Annotated in this window: 22 protein-coding genes and 3 pseudogenes; 8 read left to right on the plus strand and 17 right to left on the minus strand. The window is 55.9% G+C overall.

The genetic code is table 11. The features are described from left to right. From BMX68_RS03730 to BMX68_RS26240, 9 genes and pseudogenes are all read right to left on the minus strand, one after another. Complete coding sequence (locus BMX68_RS03730) at positions 1–264, minus strand: PAAR domain-containing protein (RefSeq protein WP_017130905.1); 264 nt, start codon at positions 262–264, stop codon at positions 1–3. After that, positions 261–2,609: a T6SS phospholipase effector Tle1-like catalytic domain-containing protein gene (locus BMX68_RS03735; protein ID WP_074861876.1), complete on the minus strand. Its 2,349-nt coding sequence runs from the start codon at positions 2,607–2,609 to the stop codon at positions 261–263. Before BMX68_RS03735 ends, BMX68_RS03730 begins: the two co-directional genes overlap by 4 nt. Next, positions 2,597–3,115, minus strand: a complete 519-nt coding sequence (tli1a, locus tag BMX68_RS03740; protein WP_074861879.1) for a Tli1a family immunity protein — start codon at positions 3,113–3,115, stop codon at positions 2,597–2,599. The genes BMX68_RS03735 and tli1a (BMX68_RS03740) overlap by 13 nt, the downstream gene beginning before the upstream one ends. Positions 3,116–3,117: 2 nt before the next feature. Beyond that, positions 3,118–3,447 (minus strand): hypothetical protein, encoded by a 330-nt coding sequence (locus tag BMX68_RS03745; RefSeq protein ID WP_256218757.1) that lies wholly within the window; start codon positions 3,445–3,447, stop codon positions 3,118–3,120. Further along, positions 3,435–3,950 (minus strand): Tli1a family immunity protein, encoded by a 516-nt coding sequence (tli1a, locus tag BMX68_RS03750; protein ID WP_074861881.1) that lies wholly within the window; start codon positions 3,948–3,950, stop codon positions 3,435–3,437. The genes BMX68_RS03745 and tli1a (BMX68_RS03750) overlap by 13 nt, the downstream gene beginning before the upstream one ends. A 319-nt stretch (positions 3,951–4,269) precedes the next feature. After that, positions 4,270–4,785, minus strand: coding sequence for a Tli1a family immunity protein (gene tli1a, locus BMX68_RS03755; protein WP_074861883.1), 516 nt, complete (start codon positions 4,783–4,785; stop codon positions 4,270–4,272). Between the two features lie 35 nt (positions 4,786–4,820). Next, positions 4,821–5,300 carry a YceK/YidQ family lipoprotein gene (locus BMX68_RS03760; RefSeq protein ID WP_017130908.1) on the minus strand — a complete coding sequence of 160 codons (480 nt, stop codon included), beginning with the start codon at positions 5,298–5,300 and terminating at the stop codon, positions 4,821–4,823. Beyond that, positions 5,297–6,053: pseudogene (gene tla1 / locus BMX68_RS03765) on the minus strand (toxin Tle1 chaperone Tla1). Before tla1 ends, BMX68_RS03760 begins: the two are co-directional and overlap by 4 nt. Before the next feature lie 102 nt (positions 6,054–6,155). Beyond that, positions 6,156–6,281, minus strand: a complete 126-nt coding sequence (locus tag BMX68_RS26240) for a hypothetical protein (protein WP_256218758.1) — start codon at positions 6,279–6,281, stop codon at positions 6,156–6,158. 320 nt (positions 6,282–6,601) lie between these two features. Here BMX68_RS26240 and BMX68_RS03770 point away from each other — a divergent pair. From BMX68_RS03770 to BMX68_RS03785, 4 genes and pseudogenes are all read left to right on the plus strand, one after another. Then, positions 6,602–7,090: pseudogene (locus BMX68_RS03770) on the plus strand (transposase); the annotation flags it as partial. Positions 7,091–7,389: 299 nt separating this feature from the next. Continuing rightward, positions 7,390–8,712 (plus strand): MFS transporter, encoded by a 1,323-nt coding sequence (locus tag BMX68_RS03775; protein WP_026013061.1) that lies wholly within the window; start codon positions 7,390–7,392, stop codon positions 8,710–8,712. Positions 8,713–9,045: 333 nt separating this feature from the next. Beyond that, complete coding sequence (locus tag BMX68_RS03780; protein ID WP_074861886.1) at positions 9,046–9,360, plus strand: hypothetical protein; 315 nt, start codon at positions 9,046–9,048, stop codon at positions 9,358–9,360. A 183-nt stretch (positions 9,361–9,543) separates the two neighbouring features. Then, on the plus strand, positions 9,544–10,173 hold the full coding sequence (locus BMX68_RS03785) for a flavin reductase family protein (protein ID WP_017130914.1): 630 nt from the start codon (positions 9,544–9,546) through the stop codon (positions 10,171–10,173). Between the two features lie 175 nt (positions 10,174–10,348). Here BMX68_RS03785 and BMX68_RS03790 read toward each other — a convergent pair whose 3' ends face one another. Next, positions 10,349–10,579 carry a hypothetical protein gene (locus BMX68_RS03790; protein ID WP_017130915.1) on the minus strand — a complete coding sequence of 77 codons (231 nt, stop codon included), beginning with the start codon at positions 10,577–10,579 and terminating at the stop codon, positions 10,349–10,351. Between the two features lie 115 nt (positions 10,580–10,694). Next, on the minus strand, positions 10,695–12,332 hold the full coding sequence (locus BMX68_RS03795; protein ID WP_017130916.1) for a 5-guanidino-2-oxopentanoate decarboxylase: 1,638 nt from the start codon (positions 12,330–12,332) through the stop codon (positions 10,695–10,697). 142 nt (positions 12,333–12,474) lie between these two features. Between BMX68_RS03795 and BMX68_RS03800 the strand changes: the two genes are divergently transcribed. Next, positions 12,475–13,377 (plus strand): LysR substrate-binding domain-containing protein, encoded by a 903-nt coding sequence (locus tag BMX68_RS03800; protein ID WP_017130917.1) that lies wholly within the window; start codon positions 12,475–12,477, stop codon positions 13,375–13,377. Between the two features lie 38 nt (positions 13,378–13,415). Here the strand turns inward: BMX68_RS03800 and BMX68_RS03805 are convergent, their stop codons facing one another. Beyond that, complete coding sequence (locus tag BMX68_RS03805; RefSeq protein ID WP_017130918.1) at positions 13,416–14,087, minus strand: DNA-3-methyladenine glycosylase I; 672 nt, start codon at positions 14,085–14,087, stop codon at positions 13,416–13,418. A gap of 10 nt (positions 14,088–14,097) precedes the next feature. Further along, positions 14,098–14,922: a tRNA 2-thiocytidine(32) synthetase TtcA gene (gene ttcA / locus BMX68_RS03810; RefSeq protein ID WP_017130919.1), complete on the minus strand. Its 825-nt coding sequence runs from the start codon at positions 14,920–14,922 to the stop codon at positions 14,098–14,100. Positions 14,923–15,224: 302 nt separating this feature from the next. Here ttcA and BMX68_RS03815 point away from each other — a divergent pair, with 302 nt between their 5' ends. Continuing rightward, complete coding sequence (locus BMX68_RS03815; RefSeq protein WP_017130920.1) at positions 15,225–15,827, plus strand: Yip1 family protein; 603 nt, start codon at positions 15,225–15,227, stop codon at positions 15,825–15,827. Positions 15,828–15,959: 132 nt separating this feature from the next. Beyond that, positions 15,960–16,454 (plus strand): SprT family zinc-dependent metalloprotease, encoded by a 495-nt coding sequence (locus tag BMX68_RS03820; RefSeq protein ID WP_017130921.1) that lies wholly within the window; start codon positions 15,960–15,962, stop codon positions 16,452–16,454. A gap of 8 nt (positions 16,455–16,462) precedes the next feature. Here BMX68_RS03820 and BMX68_RS03825 read toward each other — a convergent pair whose 3' ends face one another. From BMX68_RS03825 to BMX68_RS03840, 4 genes and pseudogenes are all read right to left on the minus strand, one after another. Further along, the gene (locus BMX68_RS03825; RefSeq protein ID WP_017130922.1) at positions 16,463–17,644 is read right to left on the minus strand and encodes a CaiB/BaiF CoA transferase family protein; all 1,182 of its coding nucleotides are present in this window, start codon (positions 17,642–17,644) and stop codon (positions 16,463–16,465) included. Between the two features lie 386 nt (positions 17,645–18,030). Next, positions 18,031–18,546, minus strand: a complete 516-nt coding sequence (locus BMX68_RS26700) for a hypothetical protein (RefSeq protein ID WP_060782869.1) — start codon at positions 18,544–18,546, stop codon at positions 18,031–18,033. 5 nt (positions 18,547–18,551) lie between these two features. Continuing rightward, positions 18,552–19,406 (minus strand): hypothetical protein, encoded by an 855-nt coding sequence (locus BMX68_RS26245; RefSeq protein ID WP_244159637.1) that lies wholly within the window; start codon positions 19,404–19,406, stop codon positions 18,552–18,554. A 131-nt stretch (positions 19,407–19,537) separates the two neighbouring features. Then, positions 19,538–20,250, minus strand: a pseudogene (locus BMX68_RS03840) (IS5 family transposase); the annotation flags it as partial. Positions 20,251–20,366: 116 nt separating this feature from the next. On the opposite strand from BMX68_RS03840, the gene BMX68_RS26705 reads away from it, so the two are divergent. Further along, positions 20,367–20,534 carry a hypothetical protein gene (locus tag BMX68_RS26705; RefSeq protein ID WP_156430103.1) on the plus strand — a complete coding sequence of 56 codons (168 nt, stop codon included), beginning with the start codon at positions 20,367–20,369 and terminating at the stop codon, positions 20,532–20,534. Positions 20,535–20,835: the final 301 nt, after the last annotated feature.

Here is a 20,835-nt window from a genome sequence, read left to right on the forward strand (position 1 = left end):
TCATGGCGCGACCATCATCGAAGTGGCCGCCAGGGTGCTGACCAACTGGCAACCACAGGCGCAACGATGGCCGTCCAGCGCCACCGGCTTGCCATCTATGGTTGATCCCGAGGCACCCTCGATAATATGCGTCAGGCCATGTAGGTTGCAGCGCACCGGATCATCCACACAGGCCACCGGCTTACCGAAAGCTTCGTAGTGTCCCGCCAAAACCTCACCACCAAAGGGCCACAACGGATCACCGAGACGAACCAGGGGCATCATGGCAGCACCGCCTTGACCTGTTCGACCAGGGTGCCTTCCTTGCGTAACATGGCACTGGTCTGCTCGATGCGCTGCCTATAGTCGTCCAACGCGATCTGGCGTTTCTGCTCGACCACCACCTGGCCGATATGGCCAGTAGGCTTTAGCAACTGCTCGGCGTCAGGCAGGAAGGGCACCACCTTGCCAGTGACCTTATCGATCACCTGATAGCCGATGGTCGCCGCGCCAATGCCCGCCGCCAGTCCACCAACCCCTCCCAGCACTTTACCGCGCCTGATGCCATACGCCGTGGCCCCGGCAATCATCGCCACGCCCAATAGACGCCCGGCCACCACCACCGGCGACAGATCGCGGCTGTTGGCATTCCCGAAATAGATCATGCGGTAAAAGAAATAACCGGCCCACAACTCCCTCGACTTCAGTTTGTCGTGCATAAACCAGGCTCGCGAGTCGTGTATATGGTCGTCGAACAACGCCACCAGCAAGGCCATTTCGGCATCGGTACTGGGTGTCCCGTGGGCGTCGCGGAACAGTTGCTCACTGCGCCGCTTGCCCTCTGCGCTGAGGGTTTCGTGGTCTTTGCGCTCATCGTTCGCATTGAGCAGATAGGCCGCGTCGCGCAACACCACATCAAGAAACCCACCCGGCAAACTGGTCTGCTCGCGCTTTTGTCCGGTGTAATCGGATTTGAATTCAGCGGCAGCCTGGCTCAGTTGGGTCTGATCGATTTGTGCTTCATACACCGGCGGTCCGGGATGCTGAGGATTGGTCAGGCGCACAGCCAGGACGGCGGCCCGTAAGTCCTCGTCATTCTTTTTCTCCTGACTGCTCCTCTCGGCGGTGAATTCAGTGGCCTCGATAAAGAACGGCTGGCGCTGGTAGCTGTCGTTATCGGTTTTGGCATCATTGGCATAGCGACCAATGCGCCAGCCGGTGATCCAGCCCAATTGATCGGCCATACCGTCTTCCACCGTGGTGCCCAGAAGCAGCGGGGTGTACTCACAAGCGGGATAATTGACGGGCTGATCGGCGGTGATTACCGGTAGGGTTTTGCTTCGCCAGGCGTTGAAGCGTTCGACTACAAGCACATCGACATCGAAATCAGTGTTAGTTGCCTCAGACATGACACGCCATGACTTCTGAGAAAGCAGCGTCCGCGGTAACACTTCCTCGGGGACCCGCAACGGAGCGCCAGCAGCAAAGGCGGCGGCATACAGATCGTGCAGGACGATCTGCGACACCAGTTCATGGGTGCCGCCACGGGCCTTGCCCTGGTCATTTTTTGGGTAGCCACCGCCAACATCGGAGTGAACACCGGGGTACAGCACTTCATAGCTGTTGTCCGGGTATCGACCGTCCTCGTTACGGATCGATTCCAAGGGGAAGCAGGAGCGTTGTTCAAAGGCGGCGACAAAGTGCGAGCAGCGCTTGATAAATTTCGGGAAGCGCCGCGCATCCGGCAGCAACTGGGTGTCGTCGGCCCAATCCATATGCCCGGAGAAAAAAGGCGCCACATGGGCAATGCCCACCGAGGCCACGGTATCCAGTATCCCGAGAAACTCGACGCTGATCGGCAAGCCAATCAGCGTTTGAGCGGGTAGCTCCGCCCCGACAGGGGTGTCGAACAATTGGCTCAACCACGTGACAAAGGTGCGAGCTTCGGCTGCTCCTCGGGAGAAACCATACACAAACAGCTTGACCCCCAGTACGCGAGGCTGAGCCCATTCCGTCCGAGCCTGCAAGGGTGCTAGCAACCCGTTCATCGTCCGCCGCCGATTACCCTGGCCCATGGCACTCATCAGCGGTGCCCTCCAGGTGCTCATGGCTTCGACTTTGGCCTTGGCAACAACATTATCGATTTCTTTCTTATTGTTAAGCGCGAAAGAAAGAGCACTGGCCACTTGTACCAATGCCCAATTGATACGATCCTCGCCACCAGCGGCAAATTGCAATCCGCTATCGCTGTAATCCAGCTCGCCAATTTCTGGAAATGGAGTGCCAACACCGGGCATGTAATACGAAAAGTAACCTTGTCCCTTGGCCTTTGAACCTCTGAGTGATGCATGGAATAACTTGGCAATATTGCTCGGATGATTTTTTTTGGTATCGTTGGCCTCGTTATTATTAGTGCCATCAAAAAATAAGCTGATATGCAGGCTGTGGCAGCATTCGGAATACCGCTTTTGGCCTCTAGAGTTGGTTCCTCGACGAAAAATATCTTCCTCGTAAGTCTGCTTCCGGCAGTTAGCGGCTACCATTGATACTTTGGTAGGTAAACGACCATCCTTCGGAAAATAGGGTGGTCCCCATGCTTTATCTTTTGAGTCTCTTTTCACTTCGGACATACGGTCGGCTCCTTCATATCAAGAGGTTCTTTAATTGGATTATTCGGTGAACCATAACCCCAGCAGGAAGTTGTGACCTTGACCTGATTACAAGTTAGAAAATGCACACTCAAGCCACAAGACTCCGTTCCTGGCCACTCTGGTATCTCCACGGTGGTACTGTGGTCTTGGTAGTTAGCTGCGTGTTTGAGTTGAGCGGCTTGGTATCCATCAAAATCAGATGGCCATTTTGAATAAGCATATGGCTCTGGGTCGACCTCCCACTCGATATGGGCTTTCAAGCCAGGGCGCCATTTGGTAGGCATGATAATGCAGCACGAACTCCCGCCCCCTCCGTCGGCCCGATAACCATTGACCGACATCCAGTTAATAGCATGCACGGTATGATTGACGGCTTGCAGATTTCCCCCGGCCATTTCGTTATCGGCTGAAGAACATCCGAACAATGTCAATCCCAACAAAGCAAGCAAGCCTTGCCGTATGATTTTTCTTATTATCATTTGCATCGCTAGAAATTTCCTTGCTGATCATTCTTGTCACGCAAACCATTCGAAGCATGAAACATGCCTGGCGATATTAGTTGGCCAACTGTTCTTGACATCATGCTTCTCGTTATCATTGGCATCGTAGAAAACAAGCTGATATGCAGGCTATGGCAGCATTCAAAATATCGCTTTTGACCTCGGGAGTCGGTCACTCGACAAAAAAGGTCTTCCTCGTAAGTTTGCTTTCGGTGGTTGGCGGCTACCATTGATGTATTGGCAGGTAAGCGGCCACCCTCCGGAAAATGCGGTGTCCCCCACGCTTTAGCTTTTGAATTACTGTTCACTTCGGACATACGGCTGGTTCCTTTATTTGCGAGGGTTCTTTAATCGGGTAGTGCTCTGAATTAAACGCCCAACACGAACTCGTAACCCTGACCTGGTTACAAACCAAAAAATGTACCTTCAAGCCACATCGCTTCGTTCCTGGCCACTCTGGTATCTCCACCGTAGTACTGTGGCGTTGGTAGTTGGCTTTATGTTTAACCATAAAATCCAGGAATTCATCGGTTCCTAAAGGCGGCGTTGGACCAAAGGGCTCAGGATCGACTTCCCACTCGATATGGGCTTTCAAGCCAGGGCGCCATTTGGCGGGCATGATGATGCAACAGACGTTGCCGCCCCCTCCGTCCGCCCGGTAACCATTGACCGACATCCAGTTAATAGCATGCACTGTGTGATTGACGGCTTGGAGATTTCCACCGGCCATTTCGTTGTCGGCTGAAGAACACCCGAACAATGTCAATCCCAACGAGGTAAGTAAGCCTTGCTGTATGATTTTTCTTATTATCATCTTCATCGCTAGCAACTTCCTTGCTGATTGTTCTGGTTGCGTAAACCATTCGAGGCATGAAACATGCCTAGCGATATTAGTTGGCCAACTGTTCTTGACATCATGCTTCTCGTTATCATTGGCATCGTAGAAAACAAGCTGATATACAGGCTATGGCAGCATTCAAAATATCGCTTTTGACCTCTAGAGTTGGTTCCTCGACGAAAAATATCTTCCTCGTAAGTCTGCTTCCGGCAGTTAGCGGCTACCATTGATGTATTGGTAGGTAAGCGGCCACTCTCCGGAAAATGCGGTGACCCCCATGCTTTAGTTTTTGAATTATTGTTCACTTTGGGCATACGGCTGGCTCCTTCATTTGCGAGGGTTCTTTAATCGGATAGTGCTCTGAATTAAATGCCCAGCATGAAGTTGTTACCTTGACTTTATTACAAACCAAAAAATGAACTTTTAGGTCACAAGACTCCGTTCCTGGCCATTCTGGGATTTCTACGGTAGCACTATGATGTTGATAGTTAGCTTTATGCTTAACCATAAAATCCAGGAACTCATCGGTTCCTAAAGGCGGTGTTGGACCAAAGGGCTCGGGATCGACCTCCCATTCGACATGAGCTTTCAAGCCAGGGCGCCATTTGGTAGGCATGATGATGCAACAGACACTGCCACCACCACCGTGAGCCCGATAACCATTGACCGACATCCAGTTAATCCCCTGCACGGTATGATTGACGGCTTGCAGATTCCCCCCGGCCATTTCATTATCCGCAGAAGAACATCCCAACAACATTAACCCTAATAGGCACCACAATCCTTGTATCCGCGCCTTTCTCATTATTATTTTCATGATCTTCAACTCCCTTGATCACCAGCAACTCACACTCAAACAGAACCCTGCATCAAGGCCCAATTTTTTAGTGCTGCTTCATCTGGCCTATCCTCAGCGAGAGCGTGTTCATCTCGAATATATCCGCTGTTTTTTTGTTCTTCTTTGAGTTTATTTTGATGGTCGCTATACAACATCACCGTATCGACCAGAAAATCTACCGGCATGCTGAGCAGAGTCGCAAATGGGCATACGATGATTAGATAGCAGTACGTAGGAATGGGGTCATAACCACCGGCGCCTTCCAATGTAAGAAGCCTCCAGTCATATTGAACACCGACATAGTAATGACCTGAACGGTGGTAGGTTTTCGATGATTCGCCCCGCTCAACTAATGTTCCGCAGCCGGCACTACTGATTGCAAGACCGCACAGCATGATCAAAGCTAATCGTTTCAGTATATCGACCTTTTGCTTGAGTAAATTTTCTACATTCCGAACACGCTGACCATTCGACACGCCTTGTTTGCGGCTCATAATTTTTGCCTCACGTATTCGGTCAAATCATCCAAATGATTTTCCTGGTGGGCCTGTACGACAATTGAGTATAAGGCGGCGAAACGCAGTTCCCGGGTCGCCTCCAAATCATCGAAGTCCCCTTCATCCAGCAGTTTCTGCGCATCACCGATACAACCAATCAGCTCGCCTTGCTGATCGCTCAAATTCAGAAAAGGGGGTAACTTCGATTTCAGCGTGATATCCCTGGCAATTACCTTGCAGCCACTGCGGCTGGTCGTCCCGATCCAGCCAGCCCCAATAGTTGACCGCTTGCAGGTATTCGGTGCGCTGGTTATCCGTCAGGATCGCGGACGTCAGCAAAGGAAAGATTCGTGGGTCGTAATACCGCAACAGGCCCGTCCGTGCGCCCCACTTTACTTGCGAGAGGGCTTGCAGAGCCTGGCTCAAGGTATCGAAGGGCAATGGCGAGATCACCACCAGCAAGCGAGCCTCGGTGGCGCACTGGGTCAGCAGTTCTTCCAGCCAGGCTTTATGTTGCCAATGCGTCAGGTTCAAGCGCATCAACAACGGGGCCTGACCCAGAAGGTTTTCCTCCGGTGTGCCGCTGAACAATGAAAACCATGGAACTTGCGGCCTCAGCATCTTCAGCGCCGGTACAGCGCAGTTGTTCCAATCGGCTTGGTCGAGCAGCACGTTAACCTGTTGCAGGCCGACGCTGGCACATGTCCGCTCGATGTGTTCTTGCCATTCTGTTGGCGTTGCCATCTGCATCTTCCCTTCAATCAACGTTCACGGCTCAAGACTGAAAGTGGCGCTGCGGCCGAGCATTTTTTCGACGTCGATATCGCAGTCGGTGCAGGTGAACTCCACGCATTAGTTGAACGGTTGGCTCAGGCCCTCGGTGCCCTGAAAGGTGAGGACGTCGAGCAAGACGTCAACGCCGTAAACGCTGAGTGTGTGCCGGCTATGGTCGAAGATCGGGCGCGGTGGGTTGAGCATGTTCAGGCCTCCGGGAGGACGAAGGCTTGAGGATCATATATAAGGTCTGTGATCATCAGGCGTGAGGAAGCGTTGAACATCCGTTGTTCCTTTAGTTACCCAGCTAGGACAGGCTTTGGCGTGCTGGCAGGACCGCCCATAAAGCACAACAACTAGCCTGACAAATATGAACTGAGAGGAACGCTAACAAAGCGGAAAAAGAATTACTGTAAGATCCATCCCCAAAATAGCTAGGAATGTTCAGCAACGATCTTTAGCCAGGCGATTAGAGACTGTCAGAAACTTTGTGTTTGGGCATGCCATGAGTAAGAGGTGCATGTATGCCAACCAAAAAGAAGCCGGCCCGTGAGGCCCCGCGAGACCTTCCAGCTATTCCCAAGGAGCTGATCGATCAGTTCGTCAACGGACCGATGAGCGCCGAAGCCATCCAGGATGCCTCAATGGCGTTCAAAAAGGCGCTGATTGAGCGAGCCCTTGGCGCAGAACTGGGCCATCACCTTGGCTATCCTCAGGGCGCGGAGCGCCCTGAGGATTCGAGTAATCAGCGCAACGGCAAAAGTGGCAAAACAGTGCTTACCGATAATGGCCCACTTCGCCAGGACATTCCCAGAGACCGCGACGGCAGCTTCGCTCCGATCCTGATACCCAAACACAAGCGTCGTTTCACTGGCTTTGGCGGCAAGATCATTGCCATGTATGCCCATAGCATGACCGTGCGCGAGATCTGCGCATTTCTCTCGGAGCAGTACGGAACAGACGTCTCCCATGACTTCATCAGCTCGGTCACCGATGCCGTATTGGAGGGGATCGATTTATCAGGCCGACCTGGTGAAATGAAGGCCTGCCTGACGACAAGCCGTTAACAGCCCGAACACAAAAAATCTGACACTCGCGTCCCTTGTGGCAATGCGGCGTCCCGACCAGCCCGCTCACTCCAAAATATCGGCAATTTTCCGCTTATCGATTGGTTGCCAACAAGCGGATTTCCGCCTATCAACTCCCATCAGCTCCCCTAGACCGGGCCTTCGTTCCCTGGCACGGCTCCTGCTATAGCCTTGTCAGGCTGCGCTCACGCATGCCATAAAAACAATGACTTGAAGGTTCCCTGATGGATAACTCCTCTACCTTGCCCCTAGGGTCGGCCACCGCGCCGGCACAAGAAAGAACGACCTCCAGCCGTTTGAAATCGATCTTCAGCGGTTCGGTCGGCAATATGGTCGAGTGGTATGACTGGTATGTCTACGCCGCTTTCTCGCTGTACTTCGCCAAGGTCTTCTTCCCCAAAGGCGACACCACGGCACAACTGCTCAACACCGCAGCCATCTTTGCCGTGGGCTTCCTGATGCGCCCGATCGGTGGTTGGCTGATGGGCCTGTATGCCGACCGCAAGGGGCGCAAGGCGGCACTAATGGCTTCGGTCTTGCTGATGTGCTTCGGTTCCCTGATCATCGCTCTGACACCCGGTTATGAAACCATCGGCGTCGGCGCACCGATCCTGCTGGTGGTTGCCCGCCTGATGCAGGGCCTATCGGTCGGTGGCGAATACGGCACTTCCGCCACCTATCTCAGCGAGATGGCGACCAAGGAACGTCGCGGCTTCTTCTCCAGCTTCCAGTATGTGACCCTGATCTCCGGCCAGCTCATCGCCCTGGCGGTACTAATCGTACTGCAACAGACCTTGACCACCGAACAGTTGCAGAGTTGGGGCTGGCGGATTCCATTCGGCATCGGTGCATTGTGTGCGGTGGTCGCGCTCTACCTGCGTCGCGGCATGGAAGAAACCGAGTCGTTCACCAAGCAGCGCAAAAAACCGAAAGAAAGCTTGATGCGCACGCTAATGCGCCATCCCAAGGAGCTAATGACCGTGGTCGGCCTGACCATGGGCGGCACCCTGGCCTTCTACACCTACACCACCTATATGCAGAAGTACCTGGTGAACACCGTCGGCATGAGCATCTCCGACTCCACCACCATCTCGGCGGCAACGCTGTTCCTGTTCATGTGCCTGCAACCGGTGGTCGGCGCGCTGTCGGACAAGGTGGGCCGACGGCCGATCCTGATCGCTTTCGGAATTCTCGGCACGCTCTGCACCGTGCCGATCCTCACCACCCTACATACCGTCCAGAGCTGGTGGGGTGCATTTTTCCTGATCATGGCCGCGCTGATCATCGTCAGCGGCTATACCTCGATCAACGCGGTGGTGAAGGCCGAGCTGTTCCCGACGGAAATCCGTGCCCTGGGTGTCGGCCTGCCCTATGCACTGACGGTATCGATCTTTGGCGGCACCGCTGAATACATCGCACTGTGGTTCAAGAGCATCGGCCTGGAAACCGGCTACTACTGGTACGTGACCGCCTGCATCGCGGTTTCGCTGCTGGTGTACATCACCATGAAGGACACCCGCAAGCACTCACGGATCGAAACCGACTGACACGACTGAAAAGCCCCACTCCCCATCGTGGGAGCGGGCTTGCCCGCGAAAAAGCCGCCCTGCTTCGCGGGCGCTTCCATATCCTGCGCTTCTGCACAAAAGAAATTTGGGAATTAATAACCGTTAATTCCCAGCCTCAATTCTGCCCCCACGCCAAATCAACTGACGCATGCGCCGTTGGGCATCACGTGATCGTTATTCGTTGACGGCACCAAATACATCGATTTATACGATTGATTTAAGCATTATTTTGCGTTTTTCAATCAAATTAATCAGCGTAATATAGCCTCCATACCCACTGAACAAAACAACTACCCGATAGGAGCAGCTACCATGAAAACCAAATTGATCCTCGCCCTGACCTTTTCCGTACTGGCCGCCAACACCTTTGCCGCCGATGGTTACAGCCACACCCCAGGTGCCTATAGCGTTGCGGCTGATGGTTACGACCGGACCCCTGGTGCCAATGCGGTTGCTGCTGACGGTTACGACCGGACCCACGGCGCCAATGCGGTTGCTGCTGACGGTTACGACCGGACCCACGGCGCCAATGCGGTTGCTGCTGACGGTTACGACCGGACCCACGGCGCCAATGCGGTTGCTGCTGACGGTTACGACCGGACCCACGGCGCGGTTGCCTTCGGCTAACGGGTCGCGCAGACCTCACAGCCCGGCTTCGGCCGGGCTTAGTCGTTTCTTGGGGGTAACAAAATGCAGCCCATGACGCCCGTGCCAGCAGAGCGGACGAAGGTCGCAGTCATCGAGCTATCGCATTTGCTCTCAAGGCCAAGCACACTGTTGGCCTCACCCAGCCTGCGGAACCCTCGAAACATGTCCGACGATATCCACTATTACGAACCCATCAACGGCCACGGCCTGCCTCACGATCCGTTCAATGCCATCGTCGGTCCGCGCCCCATCGGCTGGATTTCGTCGCAGGACACCGAAGGTCACCTTAACCTGGCGCCCTACAGCTTTTTCAACGCTTTCAACTACATCCCGCCGATCATCGGGTTCTCCAGCGTCGGTCGCAAAGACAGCCTGAACAATATCGAACAGACCGGTGAATTTGCCTGGAACCTCGCCACCCGCCCGCTGGCCGAAGCGATGAACCAGAGCTGCGCCGCTGTGCCGGCCACGGTCAATGAATTCGAACTGGCGGGCCTGACGCCCGTTGCCTCGAAGATCATTCGCGTGCCACGGGTGCTGGAAAGCCCTGTGTCCTTCGAATGCAAGGTCACCCAGATCATCCAGTTGCAGCGTGCCGACCAGACATTGGTGCCCAGTTGGCTGATTCTCGGCGAAGTGGTTGCCGTCTATATCGCCAGGCATCTGCTCAAGGACGGTATCTACGACACCGCCGCCGCCGAGCCGATTCTGCGTGGCGGCGGCCCGGCGGACTATTTCCAGTTGAGCCCGCAGGCTCTGTTCAAGATGTATCGCCCGCAAGTGACGAACTAGTGGCCCGTGTGGTTAGTTCTATGAGTCAATTTCGGCGCCCTAAATCCCTGGCCTACGTTGCTGTTCCTCGCCATAGCCCCGCTATGACTCGTCACAGCGCCTTGGCCATGGACTTATGGCATCCGAACTTGAGCTAACGAACTCACCGTACAGGCCACTAGGCACTGGGGAACGCCTACCAGGACAACTCGCCTTTGGCATCGACGTCGATCAGCCCCGCCAACGCTTGCTCGGCGGCCTGATCGGCGGCCAGCGCGGTCTTGAACGTCTGGTCTTGCAGAATTTTGTGGAAACGCGGGGCATCGAAACCGCCCAGGGCCTTTACCGCAATAGCTGCGCTGTAACCGGCCTCACCGCGAACCGCTGCGGAAACCGCTTCGAATTGTGCAAACTCTTTACGTGCCATGCCTATCTATTCCACCCCATTGATCGGCTCACATTCTAAACCTTCAACGGGTCAACTGGCGCAAGGAGTCGCTGGCCGTCGATAGGGAGGCCGTCCAGGTGCATTTGCACATTCATCACGACAACATCCCTTTCAGCCAAAGACCTTGGTCAATTTCAATCAACGTCGGTCCCGGACGCGCGGCGGCGGTCTGCAGCGCGATGCGCAGAGGCTCCACCGCGCTGACCGCCTCGGCCGCGCAGCCCAGGGCCTTGGCGACGCCGATAAAGTCGGGAGTATAGATATCCACGCCCACTGGGGTGATGGCACGGTTGACCATGTATTTCTTGATCTCTTCGTAGCCCTGGTTATTCCACAACAAGACGATCACCGGGGTGCCTGCTTCGACGGCACTGGCCAGTTCCGACAGGGTGAACTGCAAGCCGCCGTCACCGATCAAGCAAACCACGGCGCCGCGCTCATGACGCTTGGAGGCCCGTCCCAACCAGGCGCCGATGGCGGCGGGCAAGGCATAACCGAGGGTGCCGTAGCCGGTGGACGAGTTGAACCAGCGCCGTGGGTGCTCCGGATTCAGGGTCAGGTTGCCGGTATACACCGGTTGGGTCGAGTCGCCCACCAGCACCGCTTCCGGCAGCACCTCGAGAACGGTGTTGAGGAACTGCGTCTGGGCACGTGTCGGCGCATCCCAGAGAGCGTCCAGTTCAGCGCGCAAGGCAGCGGCGCGTCGCAGCCCCCAATCGTCTTGGCGTTCAGCCAGGACCTGGCCTTCGACAGCCGCAAGCAGCGCCTCGGCCGCCGTTCGCGAGTCGGACACCAACGCGACCTTGGGCGGATAGTTGCGGACGGTCTGGTCCGGGTCGATATCGACACGCAGCAGGATGCCGGGAATCTCGAAGCCGCCGGCAAAGGTGATGTCGTAATCGGTTTCCGCCAACTCGGTGCCGATAGCCAGGACCACATCGGCATCCGCCACCAGGGCACGGGTGGCAAGCATGGATTGAGTCGAACCGATCAACAGCGGATGGCGCGACGGCAACATGCCCTTGGCATTGATGGTCAAGGCCACCGGGGCTTCCAATCGTTCCGCCAGCCGGGTCAAGGCGGCTGCCGCATCGATGGCGCCGCCACCGGCGAGGATCAACGGATGCCGGGCCCTGGCTAGTAGTTCGGCCATTTGCGCGACCGCTGCCGGGGCCGCCCCGGCACGGCTAATCTGCACCGGCTGGCTATCGAGCAAGGCATCGGCGTTCTCCACCAGCACATCGAGGGGAATCTCGATGTGTACCGGACGCGGGCGCCCGGCCTGGAACAACGCGAAGGCGCGGGCCAACACCGCCGGCAATTCGGCTGCCGACATCAGTGTGTGGGAGAACGCCGTGACACCCGCTACCAGCGTGCCCTGGTTCGGCAACTCATGCAGCTTACCGCGCCCGCCGCCCAGTTGATTGCGCGACTGGACGCTGGAAATCACCAGCATCGGGATCGAATCGGCATAGGCCTGGCCCATCGCCGTGGTGATATTGGTCATGCCGGGGCCGGTGATGATAAAGCACACCCCCGGCTTGCCGCTGGTGCGGGCATAACCGTCAGCCATAAAGCCTGCGCCCTGCTCATGGCGCGGCGTGACGTGCTCGATGCTCGACGACGCCAGGCCACGATACAATTCCACGGTATGCACGCCGGGAATGCCGAACACCTGCTCGACCCCGTAGCCTTCCAGTAACTTGACCAATACTTCGCCGCACGTCGCCATCAGATTCGCCCTTCTTGTTCGTATAAGCCATGCTGCCGATAAGCGCGGCGCCAGGGTTATTGGAGCGTTTGACCGATGGCCGGCACAAGGCAAAAATAGTCATACTAGGCATGTCCTGCCGTCATGCCTGAGCTGCCTTACTATGAAACGTCCACCACCGCTGCCCGCGCTGCACACCTTCCTGGTCACCGCCCAGTGCTGCAATTTCACCCGCGCAGCCGAGGTGCTGCACATCACCCAGGGAGCGGTGAGCCGGCAGATCGCCGGGCTGGAAAGTCATCTAGGCTATGCGCTGTTCCAGCGCCAGGCACGTGGCCTGAGCCTGACCGCTCAGGGTCGTGAGCTGTTCCCACGAATCCAGCAGGCGTTCAATCTGATCGACGAGGCGCTGGACCAGGTCGGCGCCCGCCGCGAAGCCCTGCAACTCAAGGCACCGACCTGCATGATGCGCTGGCTGCTGCCACGCCTGTTGCAATGGCAGAAGGAGCGCCCGGACGTGCCTGTAGAGCTGACCACCACGGTGCAGCACGCCGTGGATTTCCGCCGGGAAGCATTTGACGCCGCCGTGGTCTATGGCGCGCCGCCAGGCCCTTCGGTGGCCTCCCATCATCTGTTCGATGAGCAATTGACGCCGGTTTGTTCACCACAACTGATGAATGGCCAGATCCCCTTGAACAGCTTCGCCGATCTTGAGCAACACATGCTCCTGCATCCCACGCGTGACCAGCGGGACTGGGAAGCCTGGCTCAAGGTAGCGGGTGCGCGGGTCAGCAATATCGGCAAGGGACAGCATTTCGACACCCTGGACCTGGCGATGAGCGTGGCGTCCCAAGGCACCGGCGTGGCGATTGGCGATTGGGCGTTGATTGGCGAGGACCTGAGTGCCGGGCGGCTGGTTATGCCGTTCGACTTGCGCGTGCGCACCGGGCAGGCGTACTACCTGGTCTATCCGGAGCGGGCCAGGACGGCACCGCCGTTACGAGAATTGATGGAGTGGCTGGTGGCGCAGGCGGCGGAGCGGGCCGCCCCCGAGCACCCGGCATAGCCCGCCGGAATCGGCTCAGCGACGCTTACGGGTCATGTTCAATGATTGGCGGTAAACGCCAGCATCATCGAAAGCTGGCACATCGGTCGCCCGCTCTCGGCATGCCACTGGTTGAAGGCGTCCTGGACGATTGCCAGGTCACGCAAGCTAGTCGGCACCTTGTCGACGATCTTCTGCGCATTGAGCGCTGCCACCACGTCATAGCTCGGTATAAAGGTGTCCTTGCCCACCATCCGCAGCAAACGCGGAGCCGACAGCCCACCCAGTTGCTGTCCGTGCTTGGCCAGGTATTTCCACAGCCCGGTGATCTCGGTCACCGGCCAATCGGCGATCAGGTTGCCGAAGCTACCCTTCTCCTTGGCCACGTCCAGCACCATCTGCGCATTGCGCGGCACACTCTTGAGCTTGCCCAGGTGACGGATGATTCGTGCATCCTGCATCAGTCGCTCCAGGTGTTCGGCGCCCATCAGCACCACTTTCTCAGGATCGAAACCGAAGAACACTTGCTCGAAGACCGGCCACTTGGCATCCACCACACTGTGCTTGAGACCGGCACGGAATACCCGCAAGGCAATCATCGACAGGTAGCGATCATCACTGAACCGGCGCAGTTGCGTCGCCGTCTGCGGCTCGGGCAGCTCGGCCGCCAATGCCGCCGCCGAACCGAAGCGGTTCAGACAGTATTCGTGCAGCCATTTGTAGTCGCGCATGCCGGTTACTTCAGAGATTCACGACATTGACGAAGCGCGAGGCTGCCGTTTCGTCGATACGCAGGTGGGTGAAATCGAACAGGTTGCGGTCGGCCAGTTGCGAAGGGATGACGTTCTGCAAACCACGGAAAATGCTCTCGGTGCGGCCTGGTGTCTTGCGCTCCCACTCCTGCAACATCTCCTTGACCACCTGACGTTGCAGGTTTTCCTGGGAACCACAGAGGTTGCACGGAATGATTGGGAACTGTTTAAAGTCCGAGTAGGCCTGGATGTCCTTTTCGCTGCAATACGCCAGCGGCCGAATTACCACGTTGCGTCCATCATCGGACCGCAGCTTGGGCGGCATGGCCTTGAGGGTGCCGTTGTAGAACATGTTGAGGAAGAAGGTCTCGACGATATCGTCGCGGTGATGCCCCAGGGCCATCTTCGTCGCACCGATCTCGTCGGCGAAGGTGTACAAGGTGCCACGACGCAGGCGCGAGCACAGCGAGCAGGTGGTCTTGCCTTCGGGCACCAGCTCCTTGACCACCGAGTAGGTGTCTTTCTCGACGATATGGTATTCCACGCCCAGCGCTTTCAGGTAGGCGGGCAGTACGTGCTCGGGAAAGCCGGGCTGCTTCTGGTCCATGTTGACGGCAACGATGTCGAACTTGATCGGCGCCACTTTCTGCAGGTGCATCAGAACGTCGAGCATGGTGTAGCTGTCCTTGCCGCCCGACAGGCAGACCATGACCTTGTCGCCCTCCTCGATCATGTTGAAATCGGCGACCGCCTCCCCCGCCTGCCGGCGAAGGCGTTTCTGCAGTTTGTTCTGATTGACCGAAAGAGTGCCCATAGCCCTTGAAATCCGCGAGGTGTGTCGAAAAGGCGGCTATTTTACGCACAAACCCGCGTTGGGCGAAGACTCCGTGTTGTGGGAGTGGAGCTTGTCCGCCGAAATCCAATGCAAATGCTACAACGCGATTACAACCGCGCCCGACAGTGCGATTTGCTCTAAAGCCCCGGATTTATTGAGTCCAGCCCTCTCTATACTGCGACATAAGGTCGCGCAGATATCCAGACCTCTGATTACTTTGGCCGATTGGCCGGTAGGTGCTCCTCTGGGGGGCGACGGTAATAACAAAAGGAGTGACTGACATGATCCATCACGTTTTCGGACTGTTCACCCACCCTGATCAGGAATGGCGGGAAATCCGTGGCGACGCCGAGGAAAGCATCGGCCACATGTACCTCACCCACACCTTGATCCTTGCCGCGATCCCCGCGGTTTCCGCCTTTATCGGCACCACACAGGTCGGCTGGGTCATCGGCAACCGGGCTCCGGTCATGCTGACCCAGGAAAGCGCGATCTGGATGACCCTCATGTCCTATATCGCCATGCTCGGCGGCGTGGCGGTGATGGGCGCCTTCATTCACTGGATGGCCCGCACCTACGATGCCAACCCCAGCCTGGCACGCTGCGTGGCATTCGCCACCTACACCGCCACACCCCTGTTCATTGGCGGCCTGGCGGCGCTGTACCCACATATGTGGCTGGGCATGATCGTCGGCACCGCCGCCATCTGCTACACCGTCTACCTGCTCTATGTCGGTTTGCCGACTTTCATGAACATACCTTCGGATGAAGGCTTCCTGTTTTCCAGTTCGATACTGGCCGTTGGGCTGGTCGTACTGGTGGCAATCATGGCCTTTACCGTGATTGTCTGGGGCTTGGGAGTGGGTCCGGTCTACACCAACTGAATAACCAGAAACCTGCCGACACAGGCCGCCGCAAGGCGGCCTCTTTAATTCCACCCTGACCATTTGGCGCCTGACGGATTCGGAATCGCCAGGGTTTGCGGCATACTCACGCTCTCTGGAGAGACGTACAGCATGCCCGAGCACCTCAACACCCGTGTCGAAGACTGTTTCCAACAAGCCGAATTCTTTTTTAAACGACCGTTCAAACGCCCGGTCATCAGCCTCAAGCTGCGCGGCCAGAAAGCCGGTGTTGCGCACTTGCGGGAAAACCTGCTGCGCTTCAATCCGCAGCTATACCGGGAGAACAACGAAGACTTTCTGCGCCAGACCGTACCTCACGAAGTCGCGCACCTGATCGCCTACCAACTGTTCGGTGAACGTATCCAGCCCCACGGCGAGGAGTGGCAACTGATCATGCGGGGGGTTTACGAATTACCGCCCAACCGCTGCCATACCTATGAGGTCCAGCGGCGCAATGTGACACGCTATATCTACCGCTGCCCTTGTGCCGACAGCGACTTCCCGTTTTCGGCTCAGCGGCATCGACTGGTGAACCAGGGCCGGCGCTATCTGTGCCGGCGTTGCCGGCATACGCTGGTGTTCAGCGGTGAGATGCGGGTGGAGTAGGTTCGGCCTCAGCCGAGTATTCCCGCCTTGCGCAGCGCCACGATGCGCGCCTCGCTGTAGCCCAACTCAGCCAGCACCTCGTCACCCTGGGCGCCCAGCGCCATGCCGATATGCCGGGGGGCGGGCAGGCCCTCTGAAAATTTCAGCGGACAGGCTATCTGCGCCTGGCTGCCCCCCTCGCCACGGGGCACCTGAACCACCACTTCACGAGCCTTCAATTGCGGATGCTCGACAGCTTCAGCCAGGCTGAGAACCGGCTCGACACAGGCATCGGTACCGGCAAACAACACGCATAACGCGTCGTAGTCATGCTTTTCGAACTCCACCTGCAGCGCCTGCTTGAGCTGCCGTTGCTGCACGGGATCCGACGACAAACCTGGGTGAATCAACTCCGGGCGCCCCAACGCGGTACATAACGAGCGCATGAAGTTTAGCTCCAGGCTGCCCACGGCGAACCAACGGCCCTCGCGGGTGCGGTAGTAGTCGTAGAAACTACCGCCATTGAGCATCTGCCGCTCGCGCTCCGGCTCCACGCCACAAGCGAGGAAACCGGCACCGGACAAGGCATTCAGGCTGAACGCGCAATCGGTCATACTGACATCGACAAATTGCCCGAGCCCCGTCTGCTGCCGGGCGATCACCGCCGCCAGCAGGCCGATCACCCCGTGCAGCGAGCCACCGGCCACATCCGCCACCTGCATCGCCAGGGGCAGCGGTCCGGCGTCCTGACGCCCGGTGTAGCTGGCCAGTCCCGATAATGCCAGGTAATTGAGGTCGTGCCCGGCGCGGTCGCGGTAAGGTCCGGTCTGGCCGTAGCCGGTGATCGCTACATAGATCAAGCGTGGATTGATGGTCTTGAGGGTTTCATAACCCAGGCCCAGGCGGTCCATGACACCGGGGCGAAACTGCTCCAGCAGGATGTCATGCTCAAGCACCAGTTGCTGCACGATCGCCACGGCCTCGGGCTGTTTCAAGTCCAGGGCCAGGCAGCGCTTGTTACGATTGAGATAGGCATGAGCGGCAGAGATCCCCTGGTCATGGGGCGCCAATATCCGTAGCAGGTCCGGGCGACTGGGCGATTCGATACGCAGTACATCGGCGCCCATGTCCGCCAGCAGCAAGGAGGCGAACGGCCCTGGAAGCAATGTCGAAAAATCCAGAACCTTCAGTGATGCCAGCGGACCTTGCATGGGCGCTCCGTAATCTGGACGATGATCTCCAGAATAGGCAACCCACCACCGGGCGCCACCCACCGTAGCTATGAAGGCAAGTGGGATCAATACCATGGCATCCCACGGCATTTCGTGGGAGTACGGATGCAAATTCCGGTAAGGAAAAATCTTCGCCGCGCTGATTACCACAAGGACAATAGTCGCGGTTCCCGCAAACTCGGCCTTGAGCAGCTTTTTGCGCCAGCATGTAGACCTGAAAGGGTGGCCCCACAAGCAGGGCCGCCAGTACGGCTAGAAAGCTCAGGCAAATACCTTGGCCGCCTTCGCATCGACCACAGCCTGCTCTCGAAGCCATTCGTACTCTTGTTGAGGAACAGCCGTCGCGCCAGAATTGCCCAGTTCGTTCAAAGGGATCCGGCAGGCCAAGAAATAGCGCATTTCTTACTTCGCATCAGTTTCTTCTTCACTTCGAACTTCATGTCAGTGATCAGCAATAAGGAGGAGAAATACAGTCCAACGGTAGGCGAATCAATACGAAAATTGATGCGCAAGAAATCACAAAAAATTGTGTCAGCGGTATACTTAAAAACCGTGCTCGTGGATAGATTTCGGTGAAATCCAGAAAACGAAAAAAGCGGCTCGATGCCGCTATTTTCCATGGTTTCCAGGCGTTCAGTGGGCCTTAATGGAAGCAAATATGGCGTAGCGGGGGGAATATCTGCCCTGGTTCGGCCTCGCTTACCGTGGAGCACGGCGGTCGCCCGGCCCTCGCCTAGGTTTAATTGCATCGGGGTGGCACGAAGCTTGGATTTATCATCGATGTACAGAGTTTTCTCGATGCGCCCGAAATCGACCGGTGCTTCGGCCAAGTGCAGCAGATCATCCCGGTGCTCGATGAGCAGATCGAGCTTGACCGCCAAATTTTCTAATACAGAACTTCTTCGGCACTTATATTAAGCATACCCTTGAACTCAAAGTTATGTTTATCCGCTTTCAAAAAGTGCTCCAAAGTTCTCACCGAGGTGGCTTCAGCATCAACTTTTAGAGCTTCGCTATAAGGAATACCCATACGGCTTGCCGCAGCCTGATAAGCCGCTATGATAAAATGTGAGCAGAATGCCCCACTAATCTGAGGTCTATTTTCAAATGCTTCTTTTGAATAAGATTGACTGGCTTTCGAAGCACTCTCACCGAAATTTGAGTTGCGTAAAACACTGAGTACAGATTTAGTTTTTGAGTACGGAACGCTTTGATCCGCGCTCCAGGCCTGCCCTACCTGGGCAGCCCAATCACCCAAATCTTTATTTTTTGGTGAGTAAACTTTATAAAGACCTTGCCGAATTGGCCCAGAGTTTGATGACAGTTGCATGCCGCCCCGCATCTCTACAATTTCCGACTCGCCTGAGCTATTGATGCTAGTACGTCCAGGGTTGTTCGATCTTTTCGACCACATGACAGCATGGACGAGTGCAGGATCGCCTTTATTATTTCGCAATAAAGAAAGTACGACCAACTTCTGCCCAACCTTAATTAGCTGATGATTAGTTGTTGTATTACTCTGCTGATCAAGCAATATAAGTATGTCACCAGCCGTGATATCTTCTTTTTGCAATTTAATGTTGTGTACAGGTTCCACCGCCTGTACATTTTCTGTCCGCATACCAGATAGCGCATCATGAGAAACGCTATGTGGCGCAGCAGAATTTTCTGTACTCGCACGCTCTTGAGTCTGATTAATTACGGATTGAACAGATTTATAATTTGAAATTCCCAACACCATAAAATCTCCATCACTATAACATATATTAAATTAAAACCATTCCGAAAATCCCTAGAGATGCTCTGAAATAGCCGAATGCTTTCCGGCTATCGAGCCGTCAGCCCTTTATTCAAAAAAGATGTATATTGAAACTTGTTCAACTCTCTTCGCTTTTCAGCCCTCTCGAACACCGCGAGACGATTCGCAACAGCCATTTCCTGCATGACACGCGCACTACTTTTCACGCCTCTCGACCCGGTATAACCCGCATCGGCGCGGACCACGTTTTCCTCGCCATGCAGTAGTTTGTCGACCTGCGTAACGTTCGCAACGTCGGCCGCAGTGATCACTACACTGTGTACCAGGCCTGACTCGTCGTCGGCTCCGACGTGAGCTTTGGCGCCGAAATAATATTGGTTGCCTTTCTTGGCCTGATGCATGTCCGGGTCGCGCTTGCCGTTTTTGTTCTTGGCCAAACTGGGCGCATGAATCAGTGTGGCGTCGAAGATAGTGCCTTGAGGAAAGGACAGACCTAGGTCACCAAGATAACCATTGATCACACCGAGAATCCTGACTGCCAATTCATGTTTTTCCAGCAGGCACCGGAAATTAAGATGGTGGTTTTGTCCGGGATCCGCTCAAGGCTCAAACCAGAAAACTGACGCAGGATGATCATTTTATACAGCGTTTCTTCCATCTCCGGATAGGCCGGGCAACCGCCTTCACCTTTTGGATAGTAGGGCTCGCTCAAGGCAATCAAGCCCTTCCACCGTACCACCCGATCCATCTCGATCAGGAACAATTCCTTGTAGGTCTGTTTGCGCTTGTCGATGTACTCGGCGTCGACGAAGGTCATCTGTTTCATCATCGGAAGGCTCGGCGACTGGTGCCCGGACAGGTTCTAAATCGGGAAGCTTTTTCAGAGTTTCCCAAGCTTTAACGATTGAAGTGAGTGGTGGCCAGATTCGCATTGGTTCCCCCATGCATCAAAACCTTGGCTGGCGAGGATATCCGCAGGAGATCATGGACAATGCTTGGCAAAAACACATCACCCGCGAAGACAGCTCCTGCGACATGTGTAGTGGTCAACTGATCCCGGACACGACGTTGATTTTTTCTCTGCCTGAGCCGGAGCCAACCCATCGTTGAAGTGGTGCAGTCGAGTCCAGTTAACCGATGTATCAGATAGTGATACCGATACATCGGTGCGCTTCTCGGGCCCTTATGCTGCCCATTATCGACAGCCACTCAGTTTTCAAACTTCGAAACGTGCGCTCCATCGACGCATTGAGGCACCTATGTCAATAAGATCGCAGCATCTGTCAGATGCCATCGGCACCTCCTTCTACATCAAAGAGGGAAAAATACAACTCAGTGGTAGGCGAATCAATATAAAAATTGATGCGCAAGAAATCACAAAAGATTGTGCCAGCGGTGTGCTTAAAAACCA

This window comes from Pseudomonas agarici (assembly GCF_900109755.1).
Classification (GTDB): Bacteria; Pseudomonadota; Gammaproteobacteria; order Pseudomonadales; family Pseudomonadaceae; genus Aquipseudomonas; species Aquipseudomonas agarici.

Excerpts from the sequence above, each read along its gene's own strand:
- BMX68_RS03730 (WP_017130905.1), bottom strand. The coding sequence starts at position 264 with ATGATGCCCCTGGTTCGTCTCGGTGATCCGTTGTGGCCCTTTGGTGGT.
- BMX68_RS03735 (WP_074861876.1), bottom strand. The coding sequence starts at position 2,609 with ATGTCCGAAGTGAAAAGAGACTCAAAAGATAAAGCATGGGGACCACCC.
- tli1a (WP_074861879.1), bottom strand. The coding sequence starts at position 3,115 with ATGCAAATGATAATAAGAAAAATCATACGGCAAGGCTTGCTTGCTTTG.
- BMX68_RS03745 (WP_256218757.1), bottom strand. The coding sequence starts at position 3,447 with ATGTCCGAAGTGAACAGTAATTCAAAAGCTAAAGCGTGGGGGACACCG.
- tli1a (WP_074861881.1), bottom strand. The coding sequence starts at position 3,950 with ATGAAGATGATAATAAGAAAAATCATACAGCAAGGCTTACTTACCTCG.
- tli1a (WP_074861883.1), bottom strand. The coding sequence starts at position 4,785 with ATGAAAATAATAATGAGAAAGGCGCGGATACAAGGATTGTGGTGCCTA.
- BMX68_RS03760 (WP_017130908.1), bottom strand. The coding sequence starts at position 5,300 with ATGAGCCGCAAACAAGGCGTGTCGAATGGTCAGCGTGTTCGGAATGTA.
- BMX68_RS26240 (WP_256218758.1), bottom strand. The coding sequence starts at position 6,281 with ATGCTCAACCCACCGCGCCCGATCTTCGACCATAGCCGGCACACACTC.
- BMX68_RS03775 (WP_026013061.1), top strand. The coding sequence starts at position 7,390 with ATGGATAACTCCTCTACCTTGCCCCTAGGGTCGGCCACCGCGCCGGCA.
- BMX68_RS03780 (WP_074861886.1), top strand. The coding sequence starts at position 9,046 with ATGAAAACCAAATTGATCCTCGCCCTGACCTTTTCCGTACTGGCCGCC.
- BMX68_RS03785 (WP_017130914.1), top strand. The coding sequence starts at position 9,544 with ATGTCCGACGATATCCACTATTACGAACCCATCAACGGCCACGGCCTG.
- BMX68_RS03790 (WP_017130915.1), bottom strand. The coding sequence starts at position 10,579 with ATGGCACGTAAAGAGTTTGCACAATTCGAAGCGGTTTCCGCAGCGGTT.
- BMX68_RS03795 (WP_017130916.1), bottom strand. The coding sequence starts at position 12,332 with ATGGCGACGTGCGGCGAAGTATTGGTCAAGTTACTGGAAGGCTACGGG.
- BMX68_RS03800 (WP_017130917.1), top strand. The coding sequence starts at position 12,475 with ATGAAACGTCCACCACCGCTGCCCGCGCTGCACACCTTCCTGGTCACC.
- BMX68_RS03805 (WP_017130918.1), bottom strand. The coding sequence starts at position 14,087 with ATGCGCGACTACAAATGGCTGCACGAATACTGTCTGAACCGCTTCGGT.
- ttcA (WP_017130919.1), bottom strand. The coding sequence starts at position 14,922 with ATGGGCACTCTTTCGGTCAATCAGAACAAACTGCAGAAACGCCTTCGC.
- BMX68_RS03815 (WP_017130920.1), top strand. The coding sequence starts at position 15,225 with ATGATCCATCACGTTTTCGGACTGTTCACCCACCCTGATCAGGAATGG.
- BMX68_RS03820 (WP_017130921.1), top strand. The coding sequence starts at position 15,960 with ATGCCCGAGCACCTCAACACCCGTGTCGAAGACTGTTTCCAACAAGCC.
- BMX68_RS03825 (WP_017130922.1), bottom strand. The coding sequence starts at position 17,644 with ATGCAAGGTCCGCTGGCATCACTGAAGGTTCTGGATTTTTCGACATTG.
- BMX68_RS26245 (WP_244159637.1), bottom strand. The coding sequence starts at position 19,406 with ATGGTGTTGGGAATTTCAAATTATAAATCTGTTCAATCCGTAATTAAT.
- BMX68_RS26705 (WP_156430103.1), top strand. The coding sequence starts at position 20,367 with ATGCATCAAAACCTTGGCTGGCGAGGATATCCGCAGGAGATCATGGAC.